This is a genomic window from Buttiauxella sp. AC142 (assembly GCF_979253435.1).
On record NZ_CEEDCH010000001.1, the window covers coordinates 1,473,658 to 1,497,122 of the forward strand.

Consider the following 23,465-nt stretch of genomic DNA (forward strand, 5'->3'; position numbering starts at 1 on the left):
TCCTGGATAATGGCTAAGTTCTTTATTGAAAGACCTATCTTTGCCTGGGTGTTGGCGATCATCCTGATGATTGCCGGTGCGCTGGCAATCCTGCAACTTCCTGTCGCACAGTATCCGACTATTGCACCGCCTGCCGTCGCAGTGACGGCAACGTACCCTGGTGCAGATGCGCAGACGGTTCAGGACACCGTGACGCAGGTTATCGAACAGAACATGAACGGCATCGATAACCTGATGTATATGTCTTCCACCAGTGATTCCGCCGGAGGCGTGACCATCACTTTGACCTTTAAATCAGGCACCAGCCCGGATATTGCTCAGGTTCAGGTGCAGAACAAACTGCAACTGGCGATGCCGCTATTACCGCAAGAGGTGCAGCAGCAGGGGATTAGCGTTGAAAAGTCCTCCAGTAGTTTCTTACTGGTTGCCGGATTTATCTCCGATAACCCGGCGCTGACGCAGGATGATATTTCCGATTATGTGGCATCAAATATTAAAGATTCCATTAGCCGTACCAACGGCGTGGGGGATGTTCAACTGTTCGGTGCGCAGTACGCGATGCGTATCTGGCTGAATGCGGATGCGTTGAACAAGTATCAACTTAATCCGGGCGATGTCATTACGCAGCTAAAAATGCAGAACGACCAGGTCGCTGCTGGCCAACTCGGCGGTACGCCAGCGGTTAAAAACCAGCAGCTTAACGCTTCGATCATTGCCCAGACGCGTTTACGCGACCCCGCAGAATTTGGCAAAGTGACGCTGAAAGTGAACCCCGATGGCTCCGTGGTGCATTTAAGCGACGTGGCGCGTATTGAGTTAGGGGGGAAAACTACAATACGGTGGCGAAAATCAATGGTCAGGCCGCAGCAGGTCTGGGGATTAAGCTTGCCACTGGCGCAAACGCGCTGGATACCGCAGCAGGTATCAAGGCAAAACTGGCCTCGTTGCAACCTTATTTCCCGCAGGGAATGAAGGTGGTTTATCCGTACGACACCACGCCGTTTGTCAAAATATCGATTCATGAAGTGGTGAAAACGCTGTTTGAGGCCATCATCCTGGTGTTCCTGGTGATGTACCTGTTCTTGCAGAATTTCCGTGCGACGCTGATCCCAACCATTGCGGTGCCAGTGGTTTTGCTTGGAACCTTTGCCGTACTTTCTGCGTTTGGCTATTCGATCAACACATTAACCATGTTTGGCATGGTGCTGGCGATAGGCCTGCTGGTTGATGATGCGATTGTGGTGGTGGAAAACGTTGAACGTGTGATGGCCGAAGATCATCTCTCGCCAAAAGAAGCCACCAAAAAATCCATGGGCCAAATTCAGGGTGCCTTAGTGGGCATCGCCATGGTGCTCTCGGCGGTATTTATACCGATGGCCTTCTTTGGCGGCTCGACAGGGGCCATTTACCGCCAATTCTCGATAACCATCGTTTCGGCGATGGCGCTCTCGGTGCTGGTGGCGTTGATCCTGACTCCCGCGCTGTGTGCGACGTTGCTAAAACCTGTCGATCCGCAGGCCCATGAAAAAACCGGTTTCTTTGGCTGGTTTAACACAAAATTCAACCAAAGCGCGCATCACTATACAGACAGCGTCAGCAATATTTTGCGTAGTACTGGGCGTTACTTGCTGCTGTATCTGATCATTGTGGTCGGAATGGCGGTGCTATTTTTGCGTTTACCGACCTCATTCCTGCCGGAAGAAGATCAGGGTGTGTTTATGACTATGGTGCAACTGCCTGCGGGTGCGACGCAGGAACGGACGCAAAAAGTGCTCGACGAGATATCGCATTACTATCTCAACACCGAAAAAGCGAATGTCGAATCGGTATTTACGGTCAACGGCTTTAGTTATAGCGGGCAGGGGCAAAACTCCGGGATTGCCTTTATTAGCTTGAAACCGTGGGAAGAGCGCGCAGGCAAGGAGAATGGCGTCGGTGCCATTGTTGAGCGAGCAACTAAAGCTTTCGGTAAAATTCGCGATGGGCTGATATTCCCGTTTAACTTACCGGCGATTATCGAGTTAGGGACGGCTACTGGCTTCGACTTTGAATTAATCGACCAGGCAAACCTGGGGCATCAACAATTGACCCTCGCACGTAATCAACTGATGGGAATGGTGGCAAAACACCCTGATATGTTGACGCGTGTGCGCCCCAATGGTCTGGAAGACACGCCGCAGTACAAGCTCGAAATCGACCAGGAAAAAGCGCAATCCCTTGGTATTAGCCTTGCTGATATCAACCAGACGATTGCCAGCGCATTGGGCGGCACTTACGTGAACGACTTTATCGATCACGGCCGTGTGAAGAAAGTGTATGTCCAGGCGGATGCGCGTTTCCGCATGTTACCGCAGGATATTGATAATCTGTTTGTTCGCGGTAGCAATGGGCAAATGGCACCGCTTTCAGCATTTTCATCGTCACACTGGATGTACGGTTCGCCACGTCTCGAACGCTATAACGGTTTGCCATCTATGGAACTGTTGGGCGAAGCGGCGCCGGGGAAAAGTACCGGTGAGGCGATGGTGCTGATGGAACAGCTGGCGTCGAAACTGCCGTCCGGGATTGGTTACGACTGGACGGGAATGTCCTATCAGGAACGGCTTTCGGGGAACCAGGCGCCTGCACTGTACGCTATCTCTTTAGTTGTGGTGTTCTTGTGTCTGGCAGCGCTGTATGAAAGCTGGTCGATACCGTTCTCGGTCATGCTGGTGGTGCCACTCGGCGTGGTCGGTGCGCTATTAGCGGCGGCGATGCGTGGAATGAACAATGACGTTTACTTCCAGGTGGGGCTGCTGACGACCATCGGCTTATCGGCTAAAAACGCGATACTGATCGTCGAATTTGCCAAAGATCTGATGGAGAAAGAAGGCAAAGGCTTGATTGAAGCCACGCTCGATGCGGTGCGTATGCGCTTGCGCCCAATACTGATGACTTCACTGGCATTTATTCTGGGTGTCATGCCGCTGGTTTTAAGCAGTGGGGCAGGCAGTGGCGCGCAGAACGCAGTGGGAACCGGTGTAATGGGTGGGATGCTCTCGGCAACCTTACTCGCTATCTTCTTTGTGCCGGTCTTCTTTGTGGTGATACGAGAGCGATTTAGCAAACATAAGCCAGAATAAATCTGACAAGCCCGAACTTAGGTTCGGGTTTTTTTTTGCAGATCGTGGATACAGATAGCGTCATCCAACAAGAAGTACACAAATTACAGACGAAAAAAAAGTCTGAACGTGAGTTCAGACTTTCTCTTTAAATATGGCGGTGAGAGAGGGGTTCGAACCCTCGATACGTTGCCGTATACACACTTTCCAGGCGTGCTCCTTCAGCCACTCGGACACCTCACCGTATTGTTTTTGTTGCCAACTTCAGGGGGCAACGGGGCGCTACTATAGGGATTGAACCGCATTCGGTCAAGTTTAATCTTCTGTTTGCGTACCGTTTGGTCAAGCTATGAACGATGCCAGATTTAAGGCAAAAAAAAGTCTGAACGTGAATTCAGACTTTCTCTTGGAATGTGGCGGTGAGAGAGGGGTTCGAACCCTCGATACGTTGCCGTATACACACTTTCCAGGCGTGCTCCTTCAGCCACTCGGACACCTCACCGTTTTGTTGTTCCTTGACTGCTGGAACGGGCGCTAATGTAGGGAAAACAATTGTCGGCGTCAATCCACTTTTTAGTTATTCTGGTGCGTTTAGCCAAACTTCAAACAACTTGTTTCTTAAAGCGCCAGAACGTGATGGTTTTTTATTACATTCATCTTATGTATTGTTAAGTACTTGCTGATAAGTCTAAGAAATAACGGAGAAAGCATGGATATTATTTTTCACCATCCGACCTTTAATGCTCAACAGTGGATTGAAGGCCTACATCAAAAACTTCCAGAAGCAACGGTTCGCCAGTGGTTGCCTGGCGATAACCAGACTGCGGATTATGCGCTGGTCTGGCATCCCCCGGTTGAAATGCTCAGCGGCCGTTCGACACTGAAAGGCGTATTTGCGTTGGGGGCGGGTGTGGACTCCATTCTTAGTCAACTCCAGAAGCACCCTGAGATGCTACCAAAAGGTGTACCGCTATTTCGCCTTGAAGATACCGGTATGGCGCTTCAAATGCAGGAATATGCCGTCAGCCAGGTGTTGCACTGGTTCCGCCGCTTTGACGATTACCAGGCATTAAAACAGCAGGCGAAATGGGAGCCGCTGGAAGATTATCGCCGCGAAGATTTCACCATTGGTGTGCTCGGTGCGGGGGTTTTGGGTGGCAAAGTCGCCGAAAGTCTTGCTGCCTGGGGCTTCCCGGTGCGCTGCTGGAGCCGCAGTAAAAAAGATTATCTGGGTATCACAAGTTACGCGGGCGCAGAACAGCTGGGTCAATTCCTCTCCGGCACTCGCGTGCTGATTAACCTGTTACCAAACACACCGCAAACCGTGGGCATCATTAACAGCGAGTTGCTTAATAAACTTGCTGATAATTCTTACGTGATGAACCTTGCGCGTGGCGTGCATTTGGTTGAAGACGATCTGCTGGCGGCGCTTGATAGCGGTAAAGTAAAAGGTGCGATGCTCGATGTGTTTGCCAAAGAGCCACTTCCTCAGAACAGTCTGTTGTGGAAACATCCTTGCATTGCAATTACCCCGCACCTTGCGGCGGTCACGCGTCCTGAAGAAGCGATGACGTATATCGCGAAAACGATTCGCCAAATTGAAAACAAGGAATCTCCGAGCGGACAGGTTTCTTTGGACAACGGCTACTAAACCAATGCCCGGCCTGGTCCGGGCTAAAAAACAACGGCGATAACTGCTATCCTTGCGGGAAAGAGATAAAAGGAGAGAGCCATGTATCCCGTTGACCTGCACATGCACACCGTCGCCAGCACCCACGCCTATAGCACCCTTCATGACTACATCGCGATTGCTAAAAGCAAAGGCATCAAACTGTTTGCGATTACCGACCACGGCCCGGATATGGCTGATGCACCGCATTACTGGCATTTTGTGAATATGCGCATATGGCCAAGAGTGGTCGGTGGCGTAGGCATCTTGCGTGGCATTGAAGCCAACATTAAAAATACTGCCGGGGACATCGACTGCACCGGCCCGATGCTGGACTCACTCGACCTGATTATCGCCGGTTTCCATGAGCCTGTTTTCCCGCCACAAGATAGTGCCACGCACACCGAAGCTATGATCGCAGCGATGGCGAGTGGGAATGTCCACATTATCAGCCACCCGGGCAATCCAAAATTCCCGGTTGATATCGAAGCCATTGCGCAGGCGGCAGCCAAATACAACGTGGCGCTGGAGCTGAATAACTCCTCATTTACGCATTCGCGCAAGGGCAGTGGCCCTAACTGCCGGGCGATTGCCGCCGCAGTGCGAGACGCCGGGGGCTGGCTATCATTGGGTTCTGACTCACATACCGCCTTTACGCTTGGGGATTTCGATGAATGCCGCAAAATTTTGGCAGAAGTTGAGTTCCCGGAAGATCGTATACTTAATGTTTCCGTTCGCCGTATGCTCGGATTCCTTGAATCCCGCGGCATGGAACCTATCGACGAATTTGCCGCACTTTGATTATCACTGACTGAATTTCTACTAAATGGACCGTTAGCATGAATGAGTTTTCAATTATTTGTCGCATCTTAGGATCACTGTATTACCGCCAGCCTCAGGATCCTCTGTTGGTTCCGCTGCTGACGATGATCCGCGATGGCAAACTGGCTGAGCATTGGCCGCTGGAGCAAGACGAGTTGCTGGCTCGACTGCAACAAAGCTGCGATCCTCAACTATTGGCTGCTGATTATAATGCGCTGTTTGTTGGCGAAGAGTGCAGCGTGCCGCCGTACCGTTCAGCATGGGAAGCGGGCAGCAACGAAGGTGAAGTGCGTGAGTTCCTCAAACAGCGCGGTATGCCGCTGGCCGACACCCCAGCCGATCATTTTGGCACCTTATTGTTAGCGGCTTCGTGGTTGGAAGATCAGTCACAAGAAGATGAGTTTGAAGCGCAGGTTCGCTTATTTGACGATTACCTGTTGCCATGGGCGGGGACGTTCCTTGGCAAAGTTGAAGCGCACTCCACAACTCCGTTCTATCGCACCCTGGCCCTGCTGAGCCGCGAAGCTATTCAGGCGATGCGTGATGAGTTAGAAGAAGAAAACGAAGAGTAACTTCATGTGATTTAAATCACATTTAGAATGCAACATATCAGTAGGATCTACAAAAAATGTGCGGTAGATCGTGGTCGAACCATAAGGCTCTGCTATGATACGCCGCTATGAACATACTTATTTCTCTGGCATTGACCACCGGTATTCTCTCAGGCCTCTGGGGTTGGGTTGCGGTGAGTCTCGGTCTACTCAGTTGGGCAGGTTTCCTCGGTTGTACCGCGTATTTCGCGTGTCCTCAGGGTGGTCTCAAAGGGCTTTTCATTTCTGCATGCACTTTATGCAGCGGTGTTCTTTGGGCGCAGGTGATTATTCACGGTAGCGCGCTGGCTCCGCATCTGGAAATTCTGGGATACATGGTCACAGGTGTGGTGGCGTTTCTGATGTGCGTGCAGGCAAAACATATGTTGCTATCGTTTGTGCCTGGAACGTTTATCGGGGCTTGCGCCACCTTTGCAAACCAGGGCGAATGGCGAATTGTGGTGCCTTCGTTGCTGCTTGGACTGGTCTTTGGGTTTGCTATGAAGAACAGCGGCCTTTGGCTGGCAGCGCGAAGAGCCAAACCTGAATCTCAAGTTATTGCCGAATAGAATTAGACGCATAAATAAAAAAAACCAGCCGCGGCTGGTTTTTTTCTATCTGCTGAATATCAGGATTCAGGAGGGACCGACATTTCTCTGTATTTAGCGAGTATCGGATTATTAATGTCTTGCGGATTTTGTAGATCCCACAAGCCGCGATTAATACCATCATTAACCAGATAAATAACGCCTGTTTCAATGGCCGACATCAGACACATCATCACCGGTTCGTTAGTCGTATAGCCGATTTCACCTTCCAGCAACCGTTGGTAATCTACGAAGCGGAATACCCCGGCCTGAACTTCATAAGACAAAATCGTTTTACTGGTGTTTACCGACGACAATACTTCACCGGTACTGACGTTAACGACACGCAAGTTAACTGCAATTTGATCCAGCTGATATTGTGTTTCGCCGCCGATACCAAAATAGCGTGCGCCCACACCACCAGATTTCACGTTACTTTCATACCCAATAATTGAACCTTCAACCATCACGTTTGCGGCAATAAGAGAATCAAGTGGTCTGCGGTTATTCTCGGCAACCGTGCCATTTTCCTGTGCTGCACGAATGATCTTACGTTCGTTTAACAGGTTTTGCAGGCCCTGACGCTCCAATGGTACAAACCAGCGTGAATCTTTCAGCGCTGTTACCAGCATTGAAGTCGCACTCTGTGGAACAGCAGTTGAGAAGTTACTTGCTGGATAAGGTTTAAATTGCCCGGTTTCATCCTGAATATTATAAACCGAGACAAACAGTTTCCCTTTTGATTCCGGCAAATGGGTTAAATCACGATAACTTTGCGCCCGAGGCATAAGTGTAGGTTTCGCAGCTTCTTTTGGTGGCGCCGTCAAACAACCACTTAATAAACACACCGCTACGATGAGAAGTAAACGCTGCATGATGTTTATCCTTAAATACTTTTTCATTATTTAAGAGCCACTAGAAATCAGTAGATGAGTTCTGTAAGCCAGCAACCTGAATAGTTGATGTCTTCCCTGTTTTACGGTCAGTCACGTTTAACTGCAACTGCCCATCAGAGTTGGCGATATCAACGATAAAATCATTGGTTACCATGCGCCCTGGTTTGCCCGTATTAATATTGCTAAGCAAACCGCCCAATAACTGTGACTGAATGGCCTGAGTAAAGTTATCCAGTGCAGACGGAGTTTCAATACCAAAGTTGTCATCGAAACTGGGGTCTTTGTAAGAGTTTTGTGCTTGTGCAGAATTAAGTAAAAACGACCCGTTATTAGGGTTCCCGCCAAAATTTGGGTTCGTAAATTGGAACGTCATACTTCCCGCCCACGACAGGGGCGATATTAGCAGTAAAGACAAAACTGCATGAGTGATACGCATGGCAGCCTCCTAAAATTCGTCGGTGGTTAAATCGCCGGTGCTCAACAATGTCTTGTCAATTTGCCGGCGATTAATCGCTTCTTCGGTTTGAACCAGTGCGATAGTGACGTTGCGGTCAAAATCACGTTTTGAGGGGAATAAAAAGGACTGAAAAATAACGTCCTGATCGACTGTAATGGTAATCCAGCTTCCCCAACGGGCACTGGGTCGCTCATTTATAGTTAAATTCCCGGTAAAACTGCTTTCCCACCTGTCACTGAAGGCTCGATAAAAGTCATGGCCCACGGAAGAAACGGTGTGATCCGTTAACAATCCGGGGATTTCAACTTCCACGGCGCGAACGCCCCCGGAGGCGCAGAGTAAAGCTGACGCCAGCAGTAAAGCAGCAGATAATTTCATCGCCTTATCGCCTGAGGTTGTCGTTTGCCCAGGAAACCGCCTGAGTGCGGTTTTTTACAGATATTTTCTTGAAAAGATTATAGAGATGAGTTTTTACCGTGTTTTCACTTATAAATAACGACTGAGCGATTTCAATATTCGAAGCGCCAATACGCAATTTATTAAGTATTTCCTTTTCACGGTGAGTCAATAGAGATGACTCGACATTATTGAAACGATAATTCCCTGAGTGATTAATAAGATAGCTTGCTAACTTTTGCGAGAAGTAGCACTCTCCGGCCATCACACCACGAATTCCTTCTACCACACGCGGTTCTTCCTCAGACATATAAAACACACCATTAATATGCGGCCAGTTTTCTATGTCACGGAATTGATACTCTTCAGGGGTATTTAATAACAACAACTTAATGCTGTTATGTTTGCGACCTAAGTTATCCTGCCAATAGTTAATCAGCTTTTTATCGGCTTCAACCATATCGAAAAGCACCACAACATTACCGACGACATCTTCAAGAGAGCGTTGAATGTTATGAAGTTTCCCATTAATAGAGAGTGAAGACTTTAGATGCTGTAATAACGCAGTCGCCTGTAGCGAGGGTTTCGTGATCAACAATAAAGTTTGAGCATTTAACGCCTGACTATTCATTGTATGGACTTCATTAAACATGATGAAACTCCATCCGAGTTTGCGCATCAATCAGCTGGATTAACAGAAAGTTAATCCACCAGAAGTACTGATAGGTGCTGCACTGCTGTGTTTGAAATTAATGTAACACTGTCAAATAACGCTAAGTTGCGCCCTGACTTATTGTGTTAAACAAAATGTTACTGCTGATTTCAATCTAGCGGTTACTAATCTTAAAGCAAGTGTTAAAGCTGTTACAGAATGTAACTGTAGATATTAAAATGTTGCAACATAATGTTTTTGATATTTAGTTTTAATACTAAAGTTGTACACGTATTATAAATTGCACAGTTTTAAAAATCATACAAATGATTGTAGTGCGTTGATTTTAATAAAATAATTGATTTTTACTGTCTGCGTATTGAAACTTAACATATGTAAATGGTGAAGGTTACACTCTCCATTGAATACTCTCTTAAGAAAACTCATCTTCGTGACGGGGTCTGCTAAAAATTGCCAAAATTGACTCTGAAAACTCAGCCGGGCGGCAAAGTCAGGCTTGATTAACGAGGGTATTTTAAATGCTTGCAGGCTAATTAAAATTGTCTTTCAGGAAGCCTTTGTTGTGTCTGGTGTTTTTTATTTGTCTCATGCTTTGTAATGAGTGGAAATATCAAAATACAACGTGCGGGTGAGATATTTTAAATGTTTCGACAGACATACTCATTTCCGTAACGCAGCAATAACCTTTCATCGTTAGCGTTAACAAGTAGGCAGCAGTTTAAATTGGAAGAAGTATTTCAATGGCTGCATCCAGACTCAGGGTGACAACATGAAAAACAGATCGTTATTTATGATGTTAGCATTGCTGGGTGCGCCTGGTTATGTATTTGCGAATAATCCTGACCTCGCAAAATCGGAATATAACTTTGCTAGAAATGAATTAAGCAAAAGTTCATTCAATCAGGCAGCAATAGTCGGTCAATATGGGAACAATAATAATTCACATGTTGACCAAAATGGAACCCGGCAGTTAGCGGTGGTAAATCAGACAGGTGCTGGAAACCGCGCGAACGTCGATCAATCAGGGAGTTACAACGTTGCTTATATTGCGCAAACAGGCTACGGCAATGACGCGGATATTCAGCAACAATCGTCGGGTAATGCCGCACTTATTATTCAGAAAGGTACTGCTAATAGGGCAAGCATTATTCAACAGGGCACGCAAAAATCAGCAGTTGTTGTACAGAAACAGTCTCAAATGGCGGTACGCGTAATTCAACGCTAATACATGACTATTTAGACTAACATTCTCAATACAATGGGGGTTTCACCATGAACTTTTTCAAAATCGCAGCAATCGCAGTAGTGGTGGTTTCAAGCAGTGCAATGGCATCAGGCCTTCAATTCCCTTGGAATCCAGGTCACGGTGGTGGTAATAACAATGGCCCAGAATCAGAAATGAAAGTGTACCAACACGGTGCAAATAACAACGTAACTGCGCTGCAAGCTGATGCGAAAAAATCTACTGTAGATATTAAACAATATGGTGTTGGCAACGGTGCTGATGTTGGCCAGGGTGCTGATAACGCCTCTATTGACCTGCTGCAAAAAGGTTCTAATAACAACGCAACAATTGATCAATGGGAAGCTAAAGGCTCAACCATTGATGTTAGCCAATATGGTTCAAGAAACGGTGCAACTGTTAACCAAACAGCCGCTGGCTCTTCCATTGAGTTGACCCAGGTTGGCTACCGCAACGGTGCAAATCTTCAACAGCATTAATTGAGATTTTGCACTATATAAAAACAGGGCCATGGCCCTGTTTTTTTATATGAGAGGGAAATATAAATGCACACTTTATTATTGCTTGCGGCCCTCGGTAATCAGCTGAGTTTTGACACTCAGCAGCAGGGAAATATCTATACCATTGTACCCGTCGCGACATTAACTCAGGACTGCCAGTGCCAATTCAAGCTCACGGCACAACGTTCGGGTACCGCCGGACAAAGTAACAGTAGCCAAAGCAGCCAGGTCTTTATCAAAGCCAACGAACCCGCCAAATTATCCCGTTTGAGTCTCAATATTTCGCAAGGAGACAACGTTACCATCACGGTGACAGTGACCGACGGAAAAGATATTCATCTGGAAAAACAATGGGCCCCACCGGGCCACGTTTAATTTTATTGCCTATAGGTTAAATTATTGTTGCGCATGTGTGGCATTTATTTCTTATTTGAACCAGGTTTGATCTGTAGTTCGCGTGTTTTTTGCCGATAACCCTCATACCACTTAATTGAGGAGTCCATAGTGTGAAAACATCAAGCCTTAGACGTTCAATGCTGTTGCCATTAGCCATATTTGCATTCCCGTTATTTAACGCACACGCAGACGGCGGTGTGATTCACTTTCAGGGCTCAATAGTCGAAGATGGATGTCGTTTATCGCCGCAGGAACAATCTGTTCAGTTCTCTTGTTCGCAAAATGGAAAGCCAGTCGTGCAAACTGTTGCATTTAATAAACTCAATGATTTCTCTGTGGGCGCGGATACCCCGGTTTCTACCAACATTCGCTATCTCGATTCCGCACGAAAACTGGCTATTCTGGAAGTTACCTATCGTTAAAACTAAAGGCCCGGAAACTATGGGCCTTTAGATTTATCTTAGCAGTATTTATTTCATGGCTATTTTTGTTACTATTCCCGCCGCTTGTTAATTAATAAAGCTCGAAATATAAGCGCCTTGAGAAAAATCTTTATAATTTAAGATTCTTATCGTTGTCTTGATGCTTTGCGCGGGATATATCTGGCTGGTCGTTGAAGACGGGAAATGGTACTGAGCATGAAGTTAGCGTTTAATATTGTCGACTGGCAGGCTAGTGCCCCTGGTTTATCTGAAAACGAGCAGTGGCAGGTGTGGAGCAACGGCCCGGCTGTCATCGCATCGGACGCGGCGGTGGCTAAATGTCGCCATTTACCGATGATGACCGCGCGTCGTCTGGCTTCGGGCAGCCGCCTTGCGGTGGATTGTGCGCTGGCAATACTGTCTCGCCATCAGGTTGATGCCCTGGTTTTCTCCAGTCGCCATGGAGAACTGGAACGCAACTTTCGAATTTTGACGGCTCTTGCCGAAGGTGAAAGCCTGTCGCCCACAGATTTTGCCATGTCAGTTCATAACTCAGCGGTGGGTAATACCACCATTGCAGCCCGCCAGGCACTGGTCTCCTCTTCGGTTTCCGCGGGATACGACAGCTTTGCGCAAGCATTAGTCGAAGTGGCTGCTCTGCATCATGCGGGTTACAAACGGGTATTGCTGGTGGATTTTGACGGACTTATACCCGAATTTTACCGCCCGCACCTTGCCGGAGAAGCGGTAGATATCCCGTTCTCCGTCGCGCTATTACTGGAATCAGGCTCACAAATTTGCTGTGAAGCGACACCTTGTCGAATGAGCGAACCACAAAATTTGCCGCAGGGTCTGGCGTTTTTGCATGGCTGGCTGAGTAAAAAGGCTGCATTCACTCTTGCAGGTGAGCGTATGGGCTGGCGCTGGAGTCGTCATTAATGTGGCTGCGCATTAAATGGTACTGGCGCGTGCTGATGACCGGCTGGTTATTCGTGTTATTTGGTAGCGGTGGTCTGCTACTTACGCTGGTCTGGTTTAATTTTCTGTTGCTGTGTGTGCGCGATAAACCTAAACGCCGCGAGATTGCGCGTCGTAGCATTGCTGCCAGTTTCCGGTTATTTTTACGCATCGGACGCGGGCTTGGCGTATTCGATTACCGTTTTGAGGGTTTCGAACAGCTCACAAACGATCGCGGATGTTTGATTGTTGCGAACCACCCGACACTGTTGGATTACGTATTTATCGCCTCCCAGGCACCCCACATTGGTTGTCTGGTGAAAGCGAGCCTGATTCACAATCCCTGCTTCCGTGGTGTCATAAAGGCTGCGGATTACCTGGTAAACAGTCAGGGCGAAACATTACTCCCTGAGAGCCAAAAGCGGCTGGCAGAAGGGGAGGCGATATTGATTTTCCCCGAAGGAACGCGCACGAAACCTGGAGAACCATTGGTGCTTCAGCGCGGTGCGGCCAATATTGCGGTGCGCAGTGGCTGTCCGTTACGAATCGTCCATATTTATTGTGACCAACGTTATTTGGATAAACATAGCCGCTGGTATCAGATACCCAAGCGTAAACCTATGATCACTGTGAGTGTAAAGCAGCGGATCGAAAGCCAGGGGTTTATGGCGAATCATGACGAAGCCTCCGCACTTGCGGCCCGTCGTCTGAACCAATATTTGTGTCAGGAACTGGTACCTGATCCTCATTAAAACTCGGATGTAACTATGGAATCCTTAGAGACCGATATTAAACAACTCATTATCGACACTCTGAATCTGGAAGAGCTCAGTGTTGATGAGATTGAAAGTCAGGCCGCCTTATTTGGTCAGGATGGCCTTGGACTTGATTCCATTGATGCACTGGAATTGGGCCTTGCGGTTAAAAAACGTTTCGGCGTGGTGTTATCCGCTGAAAATGAAGCGATGCGCGAACATTTTTATTCCGTCGCCAATCTCGCTGCCTTTATTAAGAGTCAAAACCCTGCGCACAGCGCCTGAATGAAACCACGAGTACGTTATGAATAAAGACGATATTTATCAGGAAGTCACTGGGTTACTGGTGAAGTTATTTGAACTGTCTCCTGAACAAATTACCCCGCAGGCTCGTTTATATGAAGACCTGGATCTCGACAGCATTGATGCGGTCGATATGGTCGTTCATTTGCAAAAGCGCACCGGTAAAAAAATCAAGCCGGAAGATTTCAAAACGGTTCGCACCGTACAGGATGTCGTAGACGCGGTAGAGCGTTTGCATAGCGAGTCTTAATCGCGTGCTGGCAAAACGTGCACTCAGTATTGTTGGAGGGCTGGCCGTCATCGGTTGGCCCTTTGCCGTCTGGTTAGTCATCTCATATCCCCAATTACACATTTTGCTGCCAATTCTGGCGCTGTGTTTTGTGCTGCGTTTGTGTACCTTACGGGGCAAAACCGGAGCCTTAAGCCGCGCCTTTAAAGGCCTGGCGATTGCGGGCGCGGTGTTGTCCGTTGCCAGCATCTGGATGCGTGAAGCGCAACTGTTGTTGTGGTATCCGGTGGTCGTTAATGGCGTCATGCTGGCGTTATTTGGCTCGTCGCTGTTTAGCAGCATGTCGATAGTCGAGCGCCTGGCACGCTTGCACGAAGGGAACCTCCCGCCAGCAGGCGTGCGTTATACCCGCCGTGTGACTCAAGTCTGGTGTGTGTTCTTCATCATTAATGGCAGCGTGTCGCTGTTTACCTGCCTTGCGGGGAACGTTCATTGGTGGACGCTGTGGAACGGAATGATTAGCTATCTATTGATGGGGCTATTATTTGCCTGTGAATGGCTGATCCGGATACGGGTGAAACGACGTTATGAATAACCCTTTGCCGTTGGCGCAGTGGCTTTGTACAAATCGTCACCCGCAACATGTTGTGGCGTTTGCAGGGCAGAAGCTCTGGACTCAGGCCGATTTAATCAATGACGTGCAGCGCATTTACGGCTGGTTGAAGACACAGCCTGGCGAGCATTGGGCGCTCTGTTTTGACAACAGTTACGATTTTCTTGCCGCGCTATTAGCCACGCTTCACGCAGGAAAAACGCCGGTTATTCCCGGTCATCGTCGTGAAGCACAACTGCGCGAGCAGCAAAACCATTTCTACGGTGTGATGAGCGATACGGCACTCAATCTCAGTTGCCCGGTGATAAACCCGCAAGATTTAATCTGCATGCCGGTTCAACCGTTTGAGCCAGTTCCTGCCAATGCAGGCGTGGTGCTGTTCACTTCCGGCTCAACGGGTGAACCCGCGCAAATATTCAAATCATTACAAGCGCTGGATGAAGAAATTGCCTGGCTTGCCGCTCTGTGGGGCGACAGTTTACGCAACTGCCGCGTGGTCGGGTCGGTTTCGCACCAGCATCTCTACGGCTTTACCTTCCGCATCATGCTGCCCATGGCGCTCGGTTTGCCGGGCGATGCGGCGATGATCCACTTCCCGGAACAACTCGCCGCTCACTCTTCACACCCGCTGCTGTTCATCAGCAGCCCGGCATTTTTAAAGCGCCTTGATGTCAATCTGACGCCACCTGATGTGAAAAGAGTGATTTCCGCGGCTGGAAAGCTGGATGACGACACGGCGAAAATGGCACGAGCCTGGCTTAAACAGCCTGTCTCAGAAATTTATGGCACCACTGAAACGGGCGTGCTGGCGTGGCGGGAACATTCGCAATCGGCACCTGTTTGGCAGCCATTCCCGTTAGTGAATTTTATTGCGCAAGAGCATGGCTGGCAGGTTGCGTCGCCATTAACGGATAATAATCCGGTGCAACTGGACGACATTCTCGAATTTACGCCGCAGGGGCATTTTCGTTTATCGGGTCGCCGCGATCGCATTGTAAAAATTGAAGAAAAGCGTATTTCACTCAGTGAAATTGAACGCCGTTTGCTGACGCTGCCGGGGATTGAAGATGCGGCAGTGGTTCCAATTATGCGCGCAAACCGCATTGCTCTGGGGGCGGTAGTGGTCGTTGGTGAGCAAGGCGGAGATAAGCAGCGCTGGCGAGACGCGCTCCGCGCCTGGCTTGAGCCGGTCGCTATTCCACGTTACTGGCGTATCGTCGAACGCATTCCGCTCAATAGCCAAAGCAAACGCGCTTGGACGCAACTACAGGAATTATTTGATGAAACCCGTTGAGTTAAATCGTTCGCAACCCGAGGCGCACCAACTGCGTTTACAGCTGGACGTACCGGCAACATTAGGCTGGTTTTCGGGGCATTTCCCCACGCAGCCGATTTTGCCTGGCGTCGCCCAGTTGGATTGGGTGATGGCTTACGGTCTGGAGCTGGCGCCGGGAATGCGCTTTAGCGCGATTGATTGCGTTAAATTCCAGCAGCCAATTGTGCCGGGCAGCAAGCTGGAACTGAATCTGCAATGGGACGCGCAACGCAACGTGCTGAGTTTTTCTTACACCTTGTTGACTGAACAAGGCGAGATCCCGGCCAGCAGCGGGAAGATCAAACTATGCCCGTAACGCCTTCGGCTTTTCGCCCCTGTGTGGTGATCCCCTGTTACAACCACGGCGCCACGATAGCCGCTGTGGTGGCTCGGCTGCAACCGTATGATCTGCCTTGCATTATTGTTGATGACGGCAGCGAGCGTGCGACTAAACAGCAACTGGCACAATTAACTGGCGTCACCTTGATTGAGCTTGAGTCCAACCAGGGTAAAGGCGAGGCGGTGATGACCGGGCTTAAAGCGGCGGCGCAGGCAGGGTTCACTCACGCCATTCAGCTTGATGCCGACGGGCAGCATTGTATTGAAGATGTGCCGCGTTTTTTAGATGAAGCTCGCGCACATCCTGCCAGCCTGATATCCGGCACCCCGGAATACGATGAATCCGTACCGAAATCGCGCCTTTACGGGCGTTACATCACCCACGTCTGGGTATGGATTGAAACGTTATCCCTGTCGTTAAAAGACAGTATGTGCGGCTTTCGCGTCTATCCGCTGGCGGCTACCCTTGAGGTAATTGCCCGCCACGGCCCCGGCAAACGAATGGATTTCGACACCGAAATCATGGTGCGATTGTATTGGGCAGGGACCGATAGTCGTTTCTTGCACACCCGGGTGATTTATCCGCCAGATGGCGTTTCACATTTCGATGCGCTGCGCGATAACGTGCGTATTTCCTGGATGCATACGCGATTGTTCTTCGGTATGTTGCCGCGCATTCCGACGCTGCTGACCCGCCGCCGTCATCAAAGCGCCCACTGGGCTCAAGTCCCGGAGCGTAAAGGGCTGGCGGGAATGCGCCTGATGCTCAATATCTACCAGCGCTTAGGGCGACGTGCATTTAACGCTCTGCTTTATCCGGTTGTGGCGTGGATGTGGCTCACGGGAAGCACGCAGCGAAAAGCCTCGCAACAATGGCTGGCACGCGTTCGTGAGCAAGCGCAAACCCAGCAAATCACGTTGCCGAATGGCTTAAATAGCTATCGCCATTTCTTACGTTTTGGTGATGCGATGCTCAACAAAATTGCTGCCTGGCGTGGGGATATTATCTGGGGGCGCGACATTGAATTCGCGCCTGGCAGCCGCGAAGTGTTACAGCCGCAGGCCGGGCAGGGGAAGCTCATTCTCGCGGCTCACCTCGGCGATATCGAAGCCAGCCGCGCTCTGGCGCAGGTTGAAGCCGGGCTGGTGATTAATGCGCTAGTCTTTACCGAACACGCCCAGCGTTTTCGCCAGATTATTGAAGAAATCGCCCCTCAGGCTGGCGTGAATTTATTGCCGGTAAGCCACATTGGCCCGGAAACAGCCATGATGCTGCAAGAAAAGCTCGAAGCCGGAGAATGGGTGGCTATCGTCGGAGACAGAATTGCGGTAAATCCACAGCGCGGCGGCGAGCGACGCGTGTGCTGGAGCGAGTTTATGGGGCGTCCAGCTCCTTTTCCGCAAGGGCCGTTTATTCTTGCCGCAGCATTAAGATGCCCGGTCATTCTGATGATGGTCTTGCGTGAACAAGGCAAGCTGCGCATTCATGCAGAACATTTTGCCGATCCGCTATTGCTGCCGCGCGCCACGCGCCAACAAGCGTTACAAGAGCACATTGATTATTACGCGCTGCGTCTTGAGTTTTACGCGCTGCGCTCGCCACTCGACTGGTTTAATTTTTATGATTTCTGGCAATTGCCGCCGGAAAAGGAGTCTGGATGTTAAATTCCCCACGTTTTACCGTGGAGATCGGTATCAAAGTCCCATTCCATGATGTCGATGCGATGGGCGTTGTGTGGCACGGTAACTATTTTCGCTACTTTGAAGTGGCGCGTGAAGCGCTGCTCGGGCAGTTTGATTACGGTTATCGCGCCATGCAGGAGTCGGGTTACGTCTGGCCGGTCGTCGATACACGGGTGAAATACCGTGATGTTGTGAAATTTGAACAGCAAATACTGGTGCGGGCCACGGTGCTGGAATACGAAAACCGCCTGAAAATTGGCTACGAAATTGTCGATGCCGCAAGCGGAAAACGCACCACTACCGGTTACACCATTCAGGTTGCCGTTGAAGCAACAACGGGTGAGATGTGTTTTGTCTCCCCTCAGATCCTTTTTGAACGCATGGGCTTGAGTTATGAATAGAATCATTTTTTTGGCCTTGCTGTTTATCAGCTGTACGGCGAGCGCCATTACGCTTGATGACGTGCAACGCAGCTTTGCTTCGCAGCCAGTTGTGCGGGCGAAGTTCCAGCAGGACCGCCAGATTAGCGGCATGGCACAACCGCTGCATTCCAGCGGAGAAGTGCTTATCGCAAAAAGCAAAGGGCTGTGGTGGCAACAACAGCATCCTTTCCCGATGACGCTGGTGCTTGATGATAGCCACATGGCGCAAATCATGGGCAATCAGGCACCGCAGATCATCACCGCGGACAGCAACCCGCAAATGTTCCAGTTCAACCATTTATTGCGGGCGTTATTTCAGGCCGACCGCAAAGTGCTTGATGAAAACTTTTCCAGCGTGTTTACCGACCAGGGCAAAGGCCAATGGCAACTGGTCTTAACGCCAATCACCACGCCGCTCGACAAGCTTTTCAGCACCATTACGTTGCAGGGCGACAAACATCTTAATCGCATTGCGTTAAACGATTTGCAGGGCGATTTCACCGAAATCACCTTCAGTAACCACCGTCTGGAACCGCGAAAATTGACTCATGAAGAGCAGCAACGCTTCACCTTCTGACGTGCATCGCCGCCTGGCATGGGGCTGGCTGGCGGTCGTCACGCTGCTGGTGGCGTTACTCGCCGTGACGCTACCCAAAGCCAGGCTCGACAGCAGCGTGCTTTCACTCCTGCCTGCCAGCAGCCTGGGGAAAATCCCGCCGCAAATCGAGAACGGTTTTTTGCAACGTCTCGACAGACAAATGATGTGGATGGTTAGCCCTGGCGATAAGCCGAATGACGAGGCGGCAGCATGGTGGCAAACACAACTGCAACAGCAGCCGTTTTTGCAAGGCGTGCAAGGCCCGATGGATGCCAAAGGCCAGCAGGAGTGGGGGGAATTCTACTTCGAGCACCGTAATGGCCTGGTGGATACCCAGACCCGCAGCCGTTTACAAAACGGTGGGGAAGCGCAGGCGCAATGGGTATTAGCGCAACTCTATTCGGCGTTTTCCGGCGTCAGCGGTAAAGAGCTGACCAACGACCCGCTGATGCTGACGCGTGGTTCGCAACTGGCGCTGCAACAAACGGCCAGCCAGATGAGGCTGATGAACGGCTGGCTGGTGGCGCGTGATAAACAAGGGCGTTACTGGTATTTGCTGCACGGCGAACTCAAAGGTTCTTCCTTCGATATGCAGCAAGGGCGCGAAGCGGTTGAACAACTGCGAGCCTTGCAGCAAAAGCTGAAACAGCAGTTCCCGCAGGCACAAGTGATGTCACGCGGCACGCTGTTTTATAGCGATTACGCCAGCCAGCAGGCCAAACACGATGTTTCTACGCTGGGTCTTGCCACGGTTATTGGCGTGCTGTTGTTGATATTGCTGGTGTTCCGCTCGGTGCGCCCGCTCATTTTATGTGTCACTTCTGTCGGCATCGGCGCATTGGCGGGCACTGCCATCACGCTGTTGTGTTTTGGCGAACTGCACCTGATGACGCTGGTGATGAGTATGAGTATCGTCGGCGTTTCGGCAGATTACACCCTGTATTACCTCACCGAACGCATGGTTCACGGTGGGCAAAATTCGCCGATTGCCAGTTTGCGCAAAGTGCTTCCGGCATTGCTGCTGGCGTTGGCGACGACCGCCATTGCTTATCTGATTATGATCCTCGCGCCTTTCCCCGGTATTCGCCAGCTCGCGGTATTTGCCGCCAGCGGTTTGATTGCGTCCTGCCTGACGGTGGTGTGTTGGTATCCGTTTGCGGTGCGCGGTTTGCCCGTCCGCCAGGTGCCTTGTCGCCATTGGCTCAACGCCTGGCTTGACGCATGGCAACACAACAACGCGGTGCGTTTTGGAATACCACTCGCATTGTTGGTTATCAGCCTCGGTGGAATAGCATCATTAAAAATCAATGACGATATCGCCAGCTTCCAGGCACTCCCGCAGGATTTGCTTCGTGAAGAACAGGCAATAACCACCTTAACCGGGCAGGGGATGGATCAGAAATGGTTCGTGGTTTACGGCGACAGCGCCGAGCAAACCCTACAACGACTGGAAAAACTCGCCCCCGCGTTGGCTAAGTTGAAAGCCGATAAAGCCATCGACAGCTATCGCCTGATCCCACTCGCCTCCCTTGAACAACAGCAGGCCGATTTGCAATTGCTGCGCGAAGCGGCACCGTTACTACAAAAACGCCTCGCGCAAAGCGGGATTACGGTGAGTGCGCCAAATTTGCAACAAATGGCGGTGACGCCGGATGTCTGGCAAAAAAGTGTGATCAGCAGCGGCTGGCGTTTGCTGTGGCTGTCGTTACCAGATGGCAAAAGCGGTGCGCTGGTGCCTGTTAGTGGCGTTCACGACAGTCAGCAACTCGGCCAGATTGCGGCAAAAATTCCGGGCGTCAGTTGGGTTGACCGTAAAGTCATGTTCAACGAATTATTCAGCCATTTCCGTAGTTTACTGGCCACTCTGTTAGCTGCGGCGGTAGTGGCGATTGCGCTCAGTTACGTGCTGCGTCTGGGCGTGAAACGGGGCTTGCTCAGTGTTGTGCCTTCGCTGTTATCGCTGGGCGGTGGCCTTGCGGCACTCGCCTTGAGCGGGCACGCACTCAATTTGTTCTCGTTATTAGCGCTGATGCTGGTGCTGGGAATTGGCATTAATTACACCCTGTTCTTTAGCAACCCGCGCGGAACACCGCTGACGTCATTGCTGGCCATTAGTGTTGCTTTGCTGACCACACTTTTCACCTTAGGCATGCTGGTCTTTAGCCAGACGCAAGCCATCGCAAGCTTTGGCATTGTGTTGAGTTGCGGGATCTTCTGTGCATTTTTAACCGCACCATTAGCCTTACCTCCATCCACCCAGGGAAAGGGAAAGAGAGAATCATGAAAAAAATACCGACATTGGCCATCGTGTTTGGCGCGTTTTTACTGAGTGCTTGCAGTGCCCCAAAACCGGATAACACTCGCCCGCAGGCGTGGTTAAAACCAGGTACGTTAGTGACGTTACCCGCGCCTGGCATTTCTCCGTCCATCACCGAACAGCAGCTATTAAGCGCCCAGGTTAAGGGAAAAACGCAATCGCTGATGGTGCTGCTCAATGCCGATCAGCAGAAAGTGATGCTGGCGGGTTTGTCCCCGCTGGGGATTCGTTTATTCCGTTTGACCTACGATCAGAGCGGGATTAAAACCGAACAATCCATCACGCTTCCCGAATTGCCTCCAGCCAGCCAGGTGCTTGCCGATATTATGTTGAGCTACTGGCCGATAAGCGCCTGGCAGAAGCAATTGCCAGCGGGGTGGACGCTAAAAGATATTGATTCACGTCGTGAATTGCGCGACGACCAGGGTGAGCTGATTGAAACAATCCACTATCTGATGCGTGATGGAATCCGCCAGCCTGTGAGTGTTCACCATCTTCGTTTCGGCTATGTCATCCGTATTCAGCACCTGGAAAGCTAATCATGATTACTTTTTCGGCAGTGGGCATGGTTAATGCGTTGGGCAACAACCTTGAAGATATCGCGGCAAATTTGCAGGCAGGCGTTGCGCCAGGCATGGGACCAGATACTGAAGGCTGGCTGCAACAAGGCGAGTGTTGGGTCGGACGCGTCACGGGTGAATTGCCTGAAATCCCAGAAGAAATGGCGCGGTACAACAGCCGCAACAATCGTCTGTTGTTGGCGGCGCTGGCGCAAATTCGCCCGCAGGTGGATGAAGCAATAGCGAAATACGGCGATTCTCGTGTGGCGGTGATTCTCGGGACCAGCACTTCCGGGTTGGATGAGGGCGACCGAATGGTGAGCGGCAGCCACGGCGGGAATCCCCCCGAATCTTATCGTTACGGTCAGCAAGAATTGGGTGATCCATCGCGTTTTCTCAGTGACTATCTGCAATTATTTGGTCCCGCATTAACGATTTCTACCGCCTGTTCCTCCAGTGCGCGGGCGATTATCACCGGTAAACGCTTGATTGAGTCGGGCATGGTTGACGCGGCTATTGTTGGCGGTGCGGACACATTAAGCCGAATGCCAATTAACGGCTTTAGCAGCCTCGAGTCACTAAGCAACGTGCGGTGTAAACCCTTTAGCGCCGAGCGCAACGGGATCACCATCGGCGAAGCAGGTGTCTTGATTTTACTCACCCAGCAGCCGGGGAAAGTGCAGTTGCTGGGTGTTGGGGAATCGACGGATGCCTGGCATATGTCGGCTCCGCACCCGGAAGGTGTCGGGGCGATTCGCGCCATTGAAATGGCGCTGCGGGAAGCAAAACTCGCGGCGGATGAGATTGGCTATATTAATATGCACGGCACCGCCACCCGTCTGAATGACGAAATCGAAGCCAAAGTGGTGAATCAACTTTTTGGTGAGCGTATCCCTTGCAGCTCGACGAAACACCTGACCGGCCACACGTTAGGTGCAGCAGGCGCTTGTGAAGCCGCACTGTGTTATTTATTGCTGGCAGGTGATTTGCCGTTACCCGCGCAGGATTTCAGTGATACGCATCAAGACTTGACCCTGGCGGGCTGTGGTTTACTCACCGCGCCGCAGACATTCTCTAAACCCATCATGTTGTCGAACTCATTCGCTTTTGGCGGCAACAATGCCAGTCTGATTTTAGGAGTTTCCGATGACTGATTTTCTTGCCCCTCACCACTATTTGCCGCACGAAGCGCCAATGTGTTTGCTCGAATCGGTCGTGGCGGTGGAACAAGAAAGCGCACAGTGTCGCGTGACGGTCAGCCACAGCGGCGTGCTGGCTCCGTTTCTGGATGCGAAAGGGGATTTGCCCGGGTGGTTTGCCATTGAGCTGATGGCACAAACCGTCGGTGTCTGGTCTGGGTGGCATTCCAACAACAACGGCGAAGAAGCAAGCCGTGTGGGTATGCTGCTCGGCGGGCGGGGTTTGCGTTGCCCGGAAGGTGTTTTTGCCCACGGTGCGGTGCTGGATTGTCACGTTACGCTGCTCATGCGTGATGACAAAATTGGATGTTTTGAAGGACAAATTCTTGCAGACGGAAACGTACTGGCGAGCGGGCGAGTCAACACGTATCAGCCTGATAATAATGAATTAGAACAATTATTTTAAAGGAAAGCTGTTGTAGG

Annotated in this window: 26 protein-coding genes, 2 tRNA genes and 1 pseudogene; 23 read left to right on the plus strand and 6 right to left on the minus strand. The window is 50.4% G+C overall.

All coding sequences use genetic code 11. The features are described from left to right. The first annotated feature begins 9 nt into the window (after positions 1-9). Positions 10-3,122: pseudogene (locus AC0IWZ_RS06660) on the plus strand (efflux RND transporter permease subunit). A 134-nt stretch (positions 3,123-3,256) separates the two neighbouring features. On the opposite strand, the gene AC0IWZ_RS06665 reads toward AC0IWZ_RS06660, so the two are convergent. Together AC0IWZ_RS06665 and AC0IWZ_RS06670 are read right to left on the minus strand one after the other, a co-directional pair. Next, positions 3,257-3,344, minus strand: a tRNA-Ser gene (locus AC0IWZ_RS06665). Between the two features lie 171 nt (positions 3,345-3,515). After that, a tRNA-Ser gene (locus AC0IWZ_RS06670) sits at positions 3,516-3,603 on the minus strand. 207 nt (positions 3,604-3,810) lie between these two features. Here AC0IWZ_RS06670 and ghrA point away from each other — a divergent pair. From ghrA to AC0IWZ_RS06690, 4 genes are all read left to right on the plus strand, one after another. After that, positions 3,811-4,752, plus strand: a complete 942-nt coding sequence (gene ghrA / locus AC0IWZ_RS06675; RefSeq protein ID WP_471677790.1) for a glyoxylate/hydroxypyruvate reductase GhrA — start codon at positions 3,811-3,813, stop codon at positions 4,750-4,752. 81 nt (positions 4,753-4,833) lie between these two features. Continuing rightward, positions 4,834-5,571 carry a PHP domain-containing protein gene (locus AC0IWZ_RS06680; protein ID WP_471677789.1) on the plus strand — a complete coding sequence of 246 codons (738 nt, stop codon included), beginning with the start codon at positions 4,834-4,836 and terminating at the stop codon, positions 5,569-5,571. A 38-nt stretch (positions 5,572-5,609) separates the two neighbouring features. After that, positions 5,610-6,164 carry a TorD/DmsD family molecular chaperone gene (locus AC0IWZ_RS06685; protein WP_034494420.1) on the plus strand — a complete coding sequence of 185 codons (555 nt, stop codon included), beginning with the start codon at positions 5,610-5,612 and terminating at the stop codon, positions 6,162-6,164. A 107-nt stretch (positions 6,165-6,271) separates the two neighbouring features. Then, positions 6,272-6,751, plus strand: a complete 480-nt coding sequence (locus AC0IWZ_RS06690; RefSeq protein WP_471677788.1) for a DUF1097 domain-containing protein — start codon at positions 6,272-6,274, stop codon at positions 6,749-6,751. A gap of 59 nt (positions 6,752-6,810) precedes the next feature. On the opposite strand, the gene csgG is transcribed toward AC0IWZ_RS06690, so the two are convergent. From csgG to csgD, 4 genes are read right to left on the minus strand one after another with little or no spacing between them, the layout of a single operon-like run. Continuing rightward, entirely contained in the window at positions 6,811-7,644 is an 834-nt protein-coding gene (csgG, locus tag AC0IWZ_RS06695; protein WP_034494424.1) for a curli production assembly/transport protein CsgG, read from the minus strand. A gap of 40 nt (positions 7,645-7,684) precedes the next feature. After that, entirely contained in the window at positions 7,685-8,101 is a 417-nt protein-coding gene (gene csgF / locus AC0IWZ_RS06700) for a curli production assembly/transport protein CsgF (protein ID WP_034494426.1), read from the minus strand. Between the two features lie 9 nt (positions 8,102-8,110). After that, positions 8,111-8,500, minus strand: coding sequence for a curli production assembly/transport protein CsgE (csgE, locus tag AC0IWZ_RS06705; protein ID WP_034494428.1), 390 nt, complete (start codon positions 8,498-8,500; stop codon positions 8,111-8,113). Positions 8,501-8,504: 4 nt separating this feature from the next. Then, positions 8,505-9,170, minus strand: coding sequence for a biofilm master transcriptional regulator CsgD (gene csgD, locus AC0IWZ_RS06710; protein WP_034494430.1), 666 nt, complete (start codon positions 9,168-9,170; stop codon positions 8,505-8,507). Between the two features lie 790 nt (positions 9,171-9,960). On the opposite strand from csgD, the gene csgB reads away from it, so the two are divergent. The 18 genes from csgB (at position 9,961) to AC0IWZ_RS06800 (ending at position 23,448) form a co-directional block, all read left to right on the plus strand. Then, on the plus strand, positions 9,961-10,416 hold the full coding sequence (csgB, locus tag AC0IWZ_RS06715; RefSeq protein WP_034494432.1) for a curli minor subunit CsgB: 456 nt from the start codon (positions 9,961-9,963) through the stop codon (positions 10,414-10,416). A 47-nt stretch (positions 10,417-10,463) separates the two neighbouring features. Continuing rightward, positions 10,464-10,913 (plus strand): curli major subunit CsgA, encoded by a 450-nt coding sequence (gene csgA, locus AC0IWZ_RS06720; RefSeq protein ID WP_172894922.1) that lies wholly within the window; start codon positions 10,464-10,466, stop codon positions 10,911-10,913. A gap of 66 nt (positions 10,914-10,979) precedes the next feature. After that, positions 10,980-11,309, plus strand: coding sequence for a curli assembly chaperone CsgC (gene csgC, locus AC0IWZ_RS06725; protein WP_471677787.1), 330 nt, complete (start codon positions 10,980-10,982; stop codon positions 11,307-11,309). A gap of 131 nt (positions 11,310-11,440) precedes the next feature. Beyond that, positions 11,441-11,752: a hypothetical protein gene (locus AC0IWZ_RS06730; protein WP_232062477.1), complete on the plus strand. Its 312-nt coding sequence runs from the start codon at positions 11,441-11,443 to the stop codon at positions 11,750-11,752. A 216-nt stretch (positions 11,753-11,968) separates the two neighbouring features. Continuing rightward, entirely contained in the window at positions 11,969-12,691 is a 723-nt protein-coding gene (locus AC0IWZ_RS06735; protein WP_410372773.1) for a beta-ketoacyl synthase chain length factor, read from the plus strand. Continuing rightward, the gene (locus AC0IWZ_RS06740) at positions 12,691-13,461 is read left to right on the plus strand and encodes a lysophospholipid acyltransferase family protein (protein WP_034494443.1); all 771 of its coding nucleotides are present in this window, start codon (positions 12,691-12,693) and stop codon (positions 13,459-13,461) included. Before AC0IWZ_RS06735 ends, AC0IWZ_RS06740 begins: the two co-directional genes overlap by 1 nt. A 15-nt stretch (positions 13,462-13,476) precedes the next feature. Continuing rightward, positions 13,477-13,749 carry a phosphopantetheine-binding protein gene (locus tag AC0IWZ_RS06745; protein ID WP_471677786.1) on the plus strand — a complete coding sequence of 91 codons (273 nt, stop codon included), beginning with the start codon at positions 13,477-13,479 and terminating at the stop codon, positions 13,747-13,749. Positions 13,750-13,768: 19 nt separating this feature from the next. Further along, positions 13,769-14,017 carry an acyl carrier protein gene (locus tag AC0IWZ_RS06750; protein ID WP_034494447.1) on the plus strand — a complete coding sequence of 83 codons (249 nt, stop codon included), beginning with the start codon at positions 13,769-13,771 and terminating at the stop codon, positions 14,015-14,017. Between the two features lie 4 nt (positions 14,018-14,021). Then, entirely contained in the window at positions 14,022-14,591 is a 570-nt protein-coding gene (locus tag AC0IWZ_RS06755; RefSeq protein WP_471677785.1) for a COG4648 family protein, read from the plus strand. Beyond that, positions 14,584-15,903, plus strand: a complete 1,320-nt coding sequence (locus AC0IWZ_RS06760) for an AMP-binding protein (protein ID WP_471677783.1) — start codon at positions 14,584-14,586, stop codon at positions 15,901-15,903. The genes AC0IWZ_RS06755 and AC0IWZ_RS06760 overlap by 8 nt, the downstream gene beginning before the upstream one ends. Further along, entirely contained in the window at positions 15,890-16,240 is a 351-nt protein-coding gene (locus AC0IWZ_RS06765; protein ID WP_471677782.1) for a 3-hydroxyacyl-ACP dehydratase FabZ family protein, read from the plus strand. The genes AC0IWZ_RS06760 and AC0IWZ_RS06765 overlap by 14 nt, the downstream gene beginning before the upstream one ends. Next, the gene (locus AC0IWZ_RS06770) at positions 16,231-17,928 is read left to right on the plus strand and encodes a glycosyltransferase family 2 protein (RefSeq protein ID WP_471677781.1); all 1,698 of its coding nucleotides are present in this window, start codon (positions 16,231-16,233) and stop codon (positions 17,926-17,928) included. Before AC0IWZ_RS06765 ends, AC0IWZ_RS06770 begins: the two co-directional genes overlap by 10 nt. Next, entirely contained in the window at positions 17,922-18,347 is a 426-nt protein-coding gene (locus AC0IWZ_RS06775; protein WP_034494455.1) for an acyl-CoA thioesterase, read from the plus strand. The genes AC0IWZ_RS06770 and AC0IWZ_RS06775 overlap by 7 nt, the downstream gene beginning before the upstream one ends. Then, a complete protein-coding gene (locus AC0IWZ_RS06780; protein WP_410372767.1) occupies positions 18,340-18,945 on the plus strand; it encodes a LolA family protein in 606 nt (201 codons plus the stop codon). Before AC0IWZ_RS06775 ends, AC0IWZ_RS06780 begins: the two co-directional genes overlap by 8 nt. Continuing rightward, a complete protein-coding gene (locus AC0IWZ_RS06785; protein WP_471677780.1) occupies positions 18,917-21,250 on the plus strand; it encodes an MMPL family transporter in 2,334 nt (777 codons plus the stop codon). Before AC0IWZ_RS06780 ends, AC0IWZ_RS06785 begins: the two co-directional genes overlap by 29 nt. Further along, complete coding sequence (locus AC0IWZ_RS06790; protein WP_471677779.1) at positions 21,247-21,822, plus strand: DUF3261 domain-containing protein; 576 nt, start codon at positions 21,247-21,249, stop codon at positions 21,820-21,822. Before AC0IWZ_RS06785 ends, AC0IWZ_RS06790 begins: the two co-directional genes overlap by 4 nt. A gap of 2 nt (positions 21,823-21,824) precedes the next feature. Continuing rightward, the gene (locus AC0IWZ_RS06795) at positions 21,825-22,997 is read left to right on the plus strand and encodes a beta-ketoacyl-[acyl-carrier-protein] synthase family protein (protein ID WP_471677778.1); all 1,173 of its coding nucleotides are present in this window, start codon (positions 21,825-21,827) and stop codon (positions 22,995-22,997) included. Beyond that, on the plus strand, positions 22,990-23,448 hold the full coding sequence (locus AC0IWZ_RS06800) for a hotdog family protein (RefSeq protein ID WP_410372763.1): 459 nt from the start codon (positions 22,990-22,992) through the stop codon (positions 23,446-23,448). Before AC0IWZ_RS06795 ends, AC0IWZ_RS06800 begins: the two co-directional genes overlap by 8 nt. Positions 23,449-23,465: the final 17 nt, after the last annotated feature.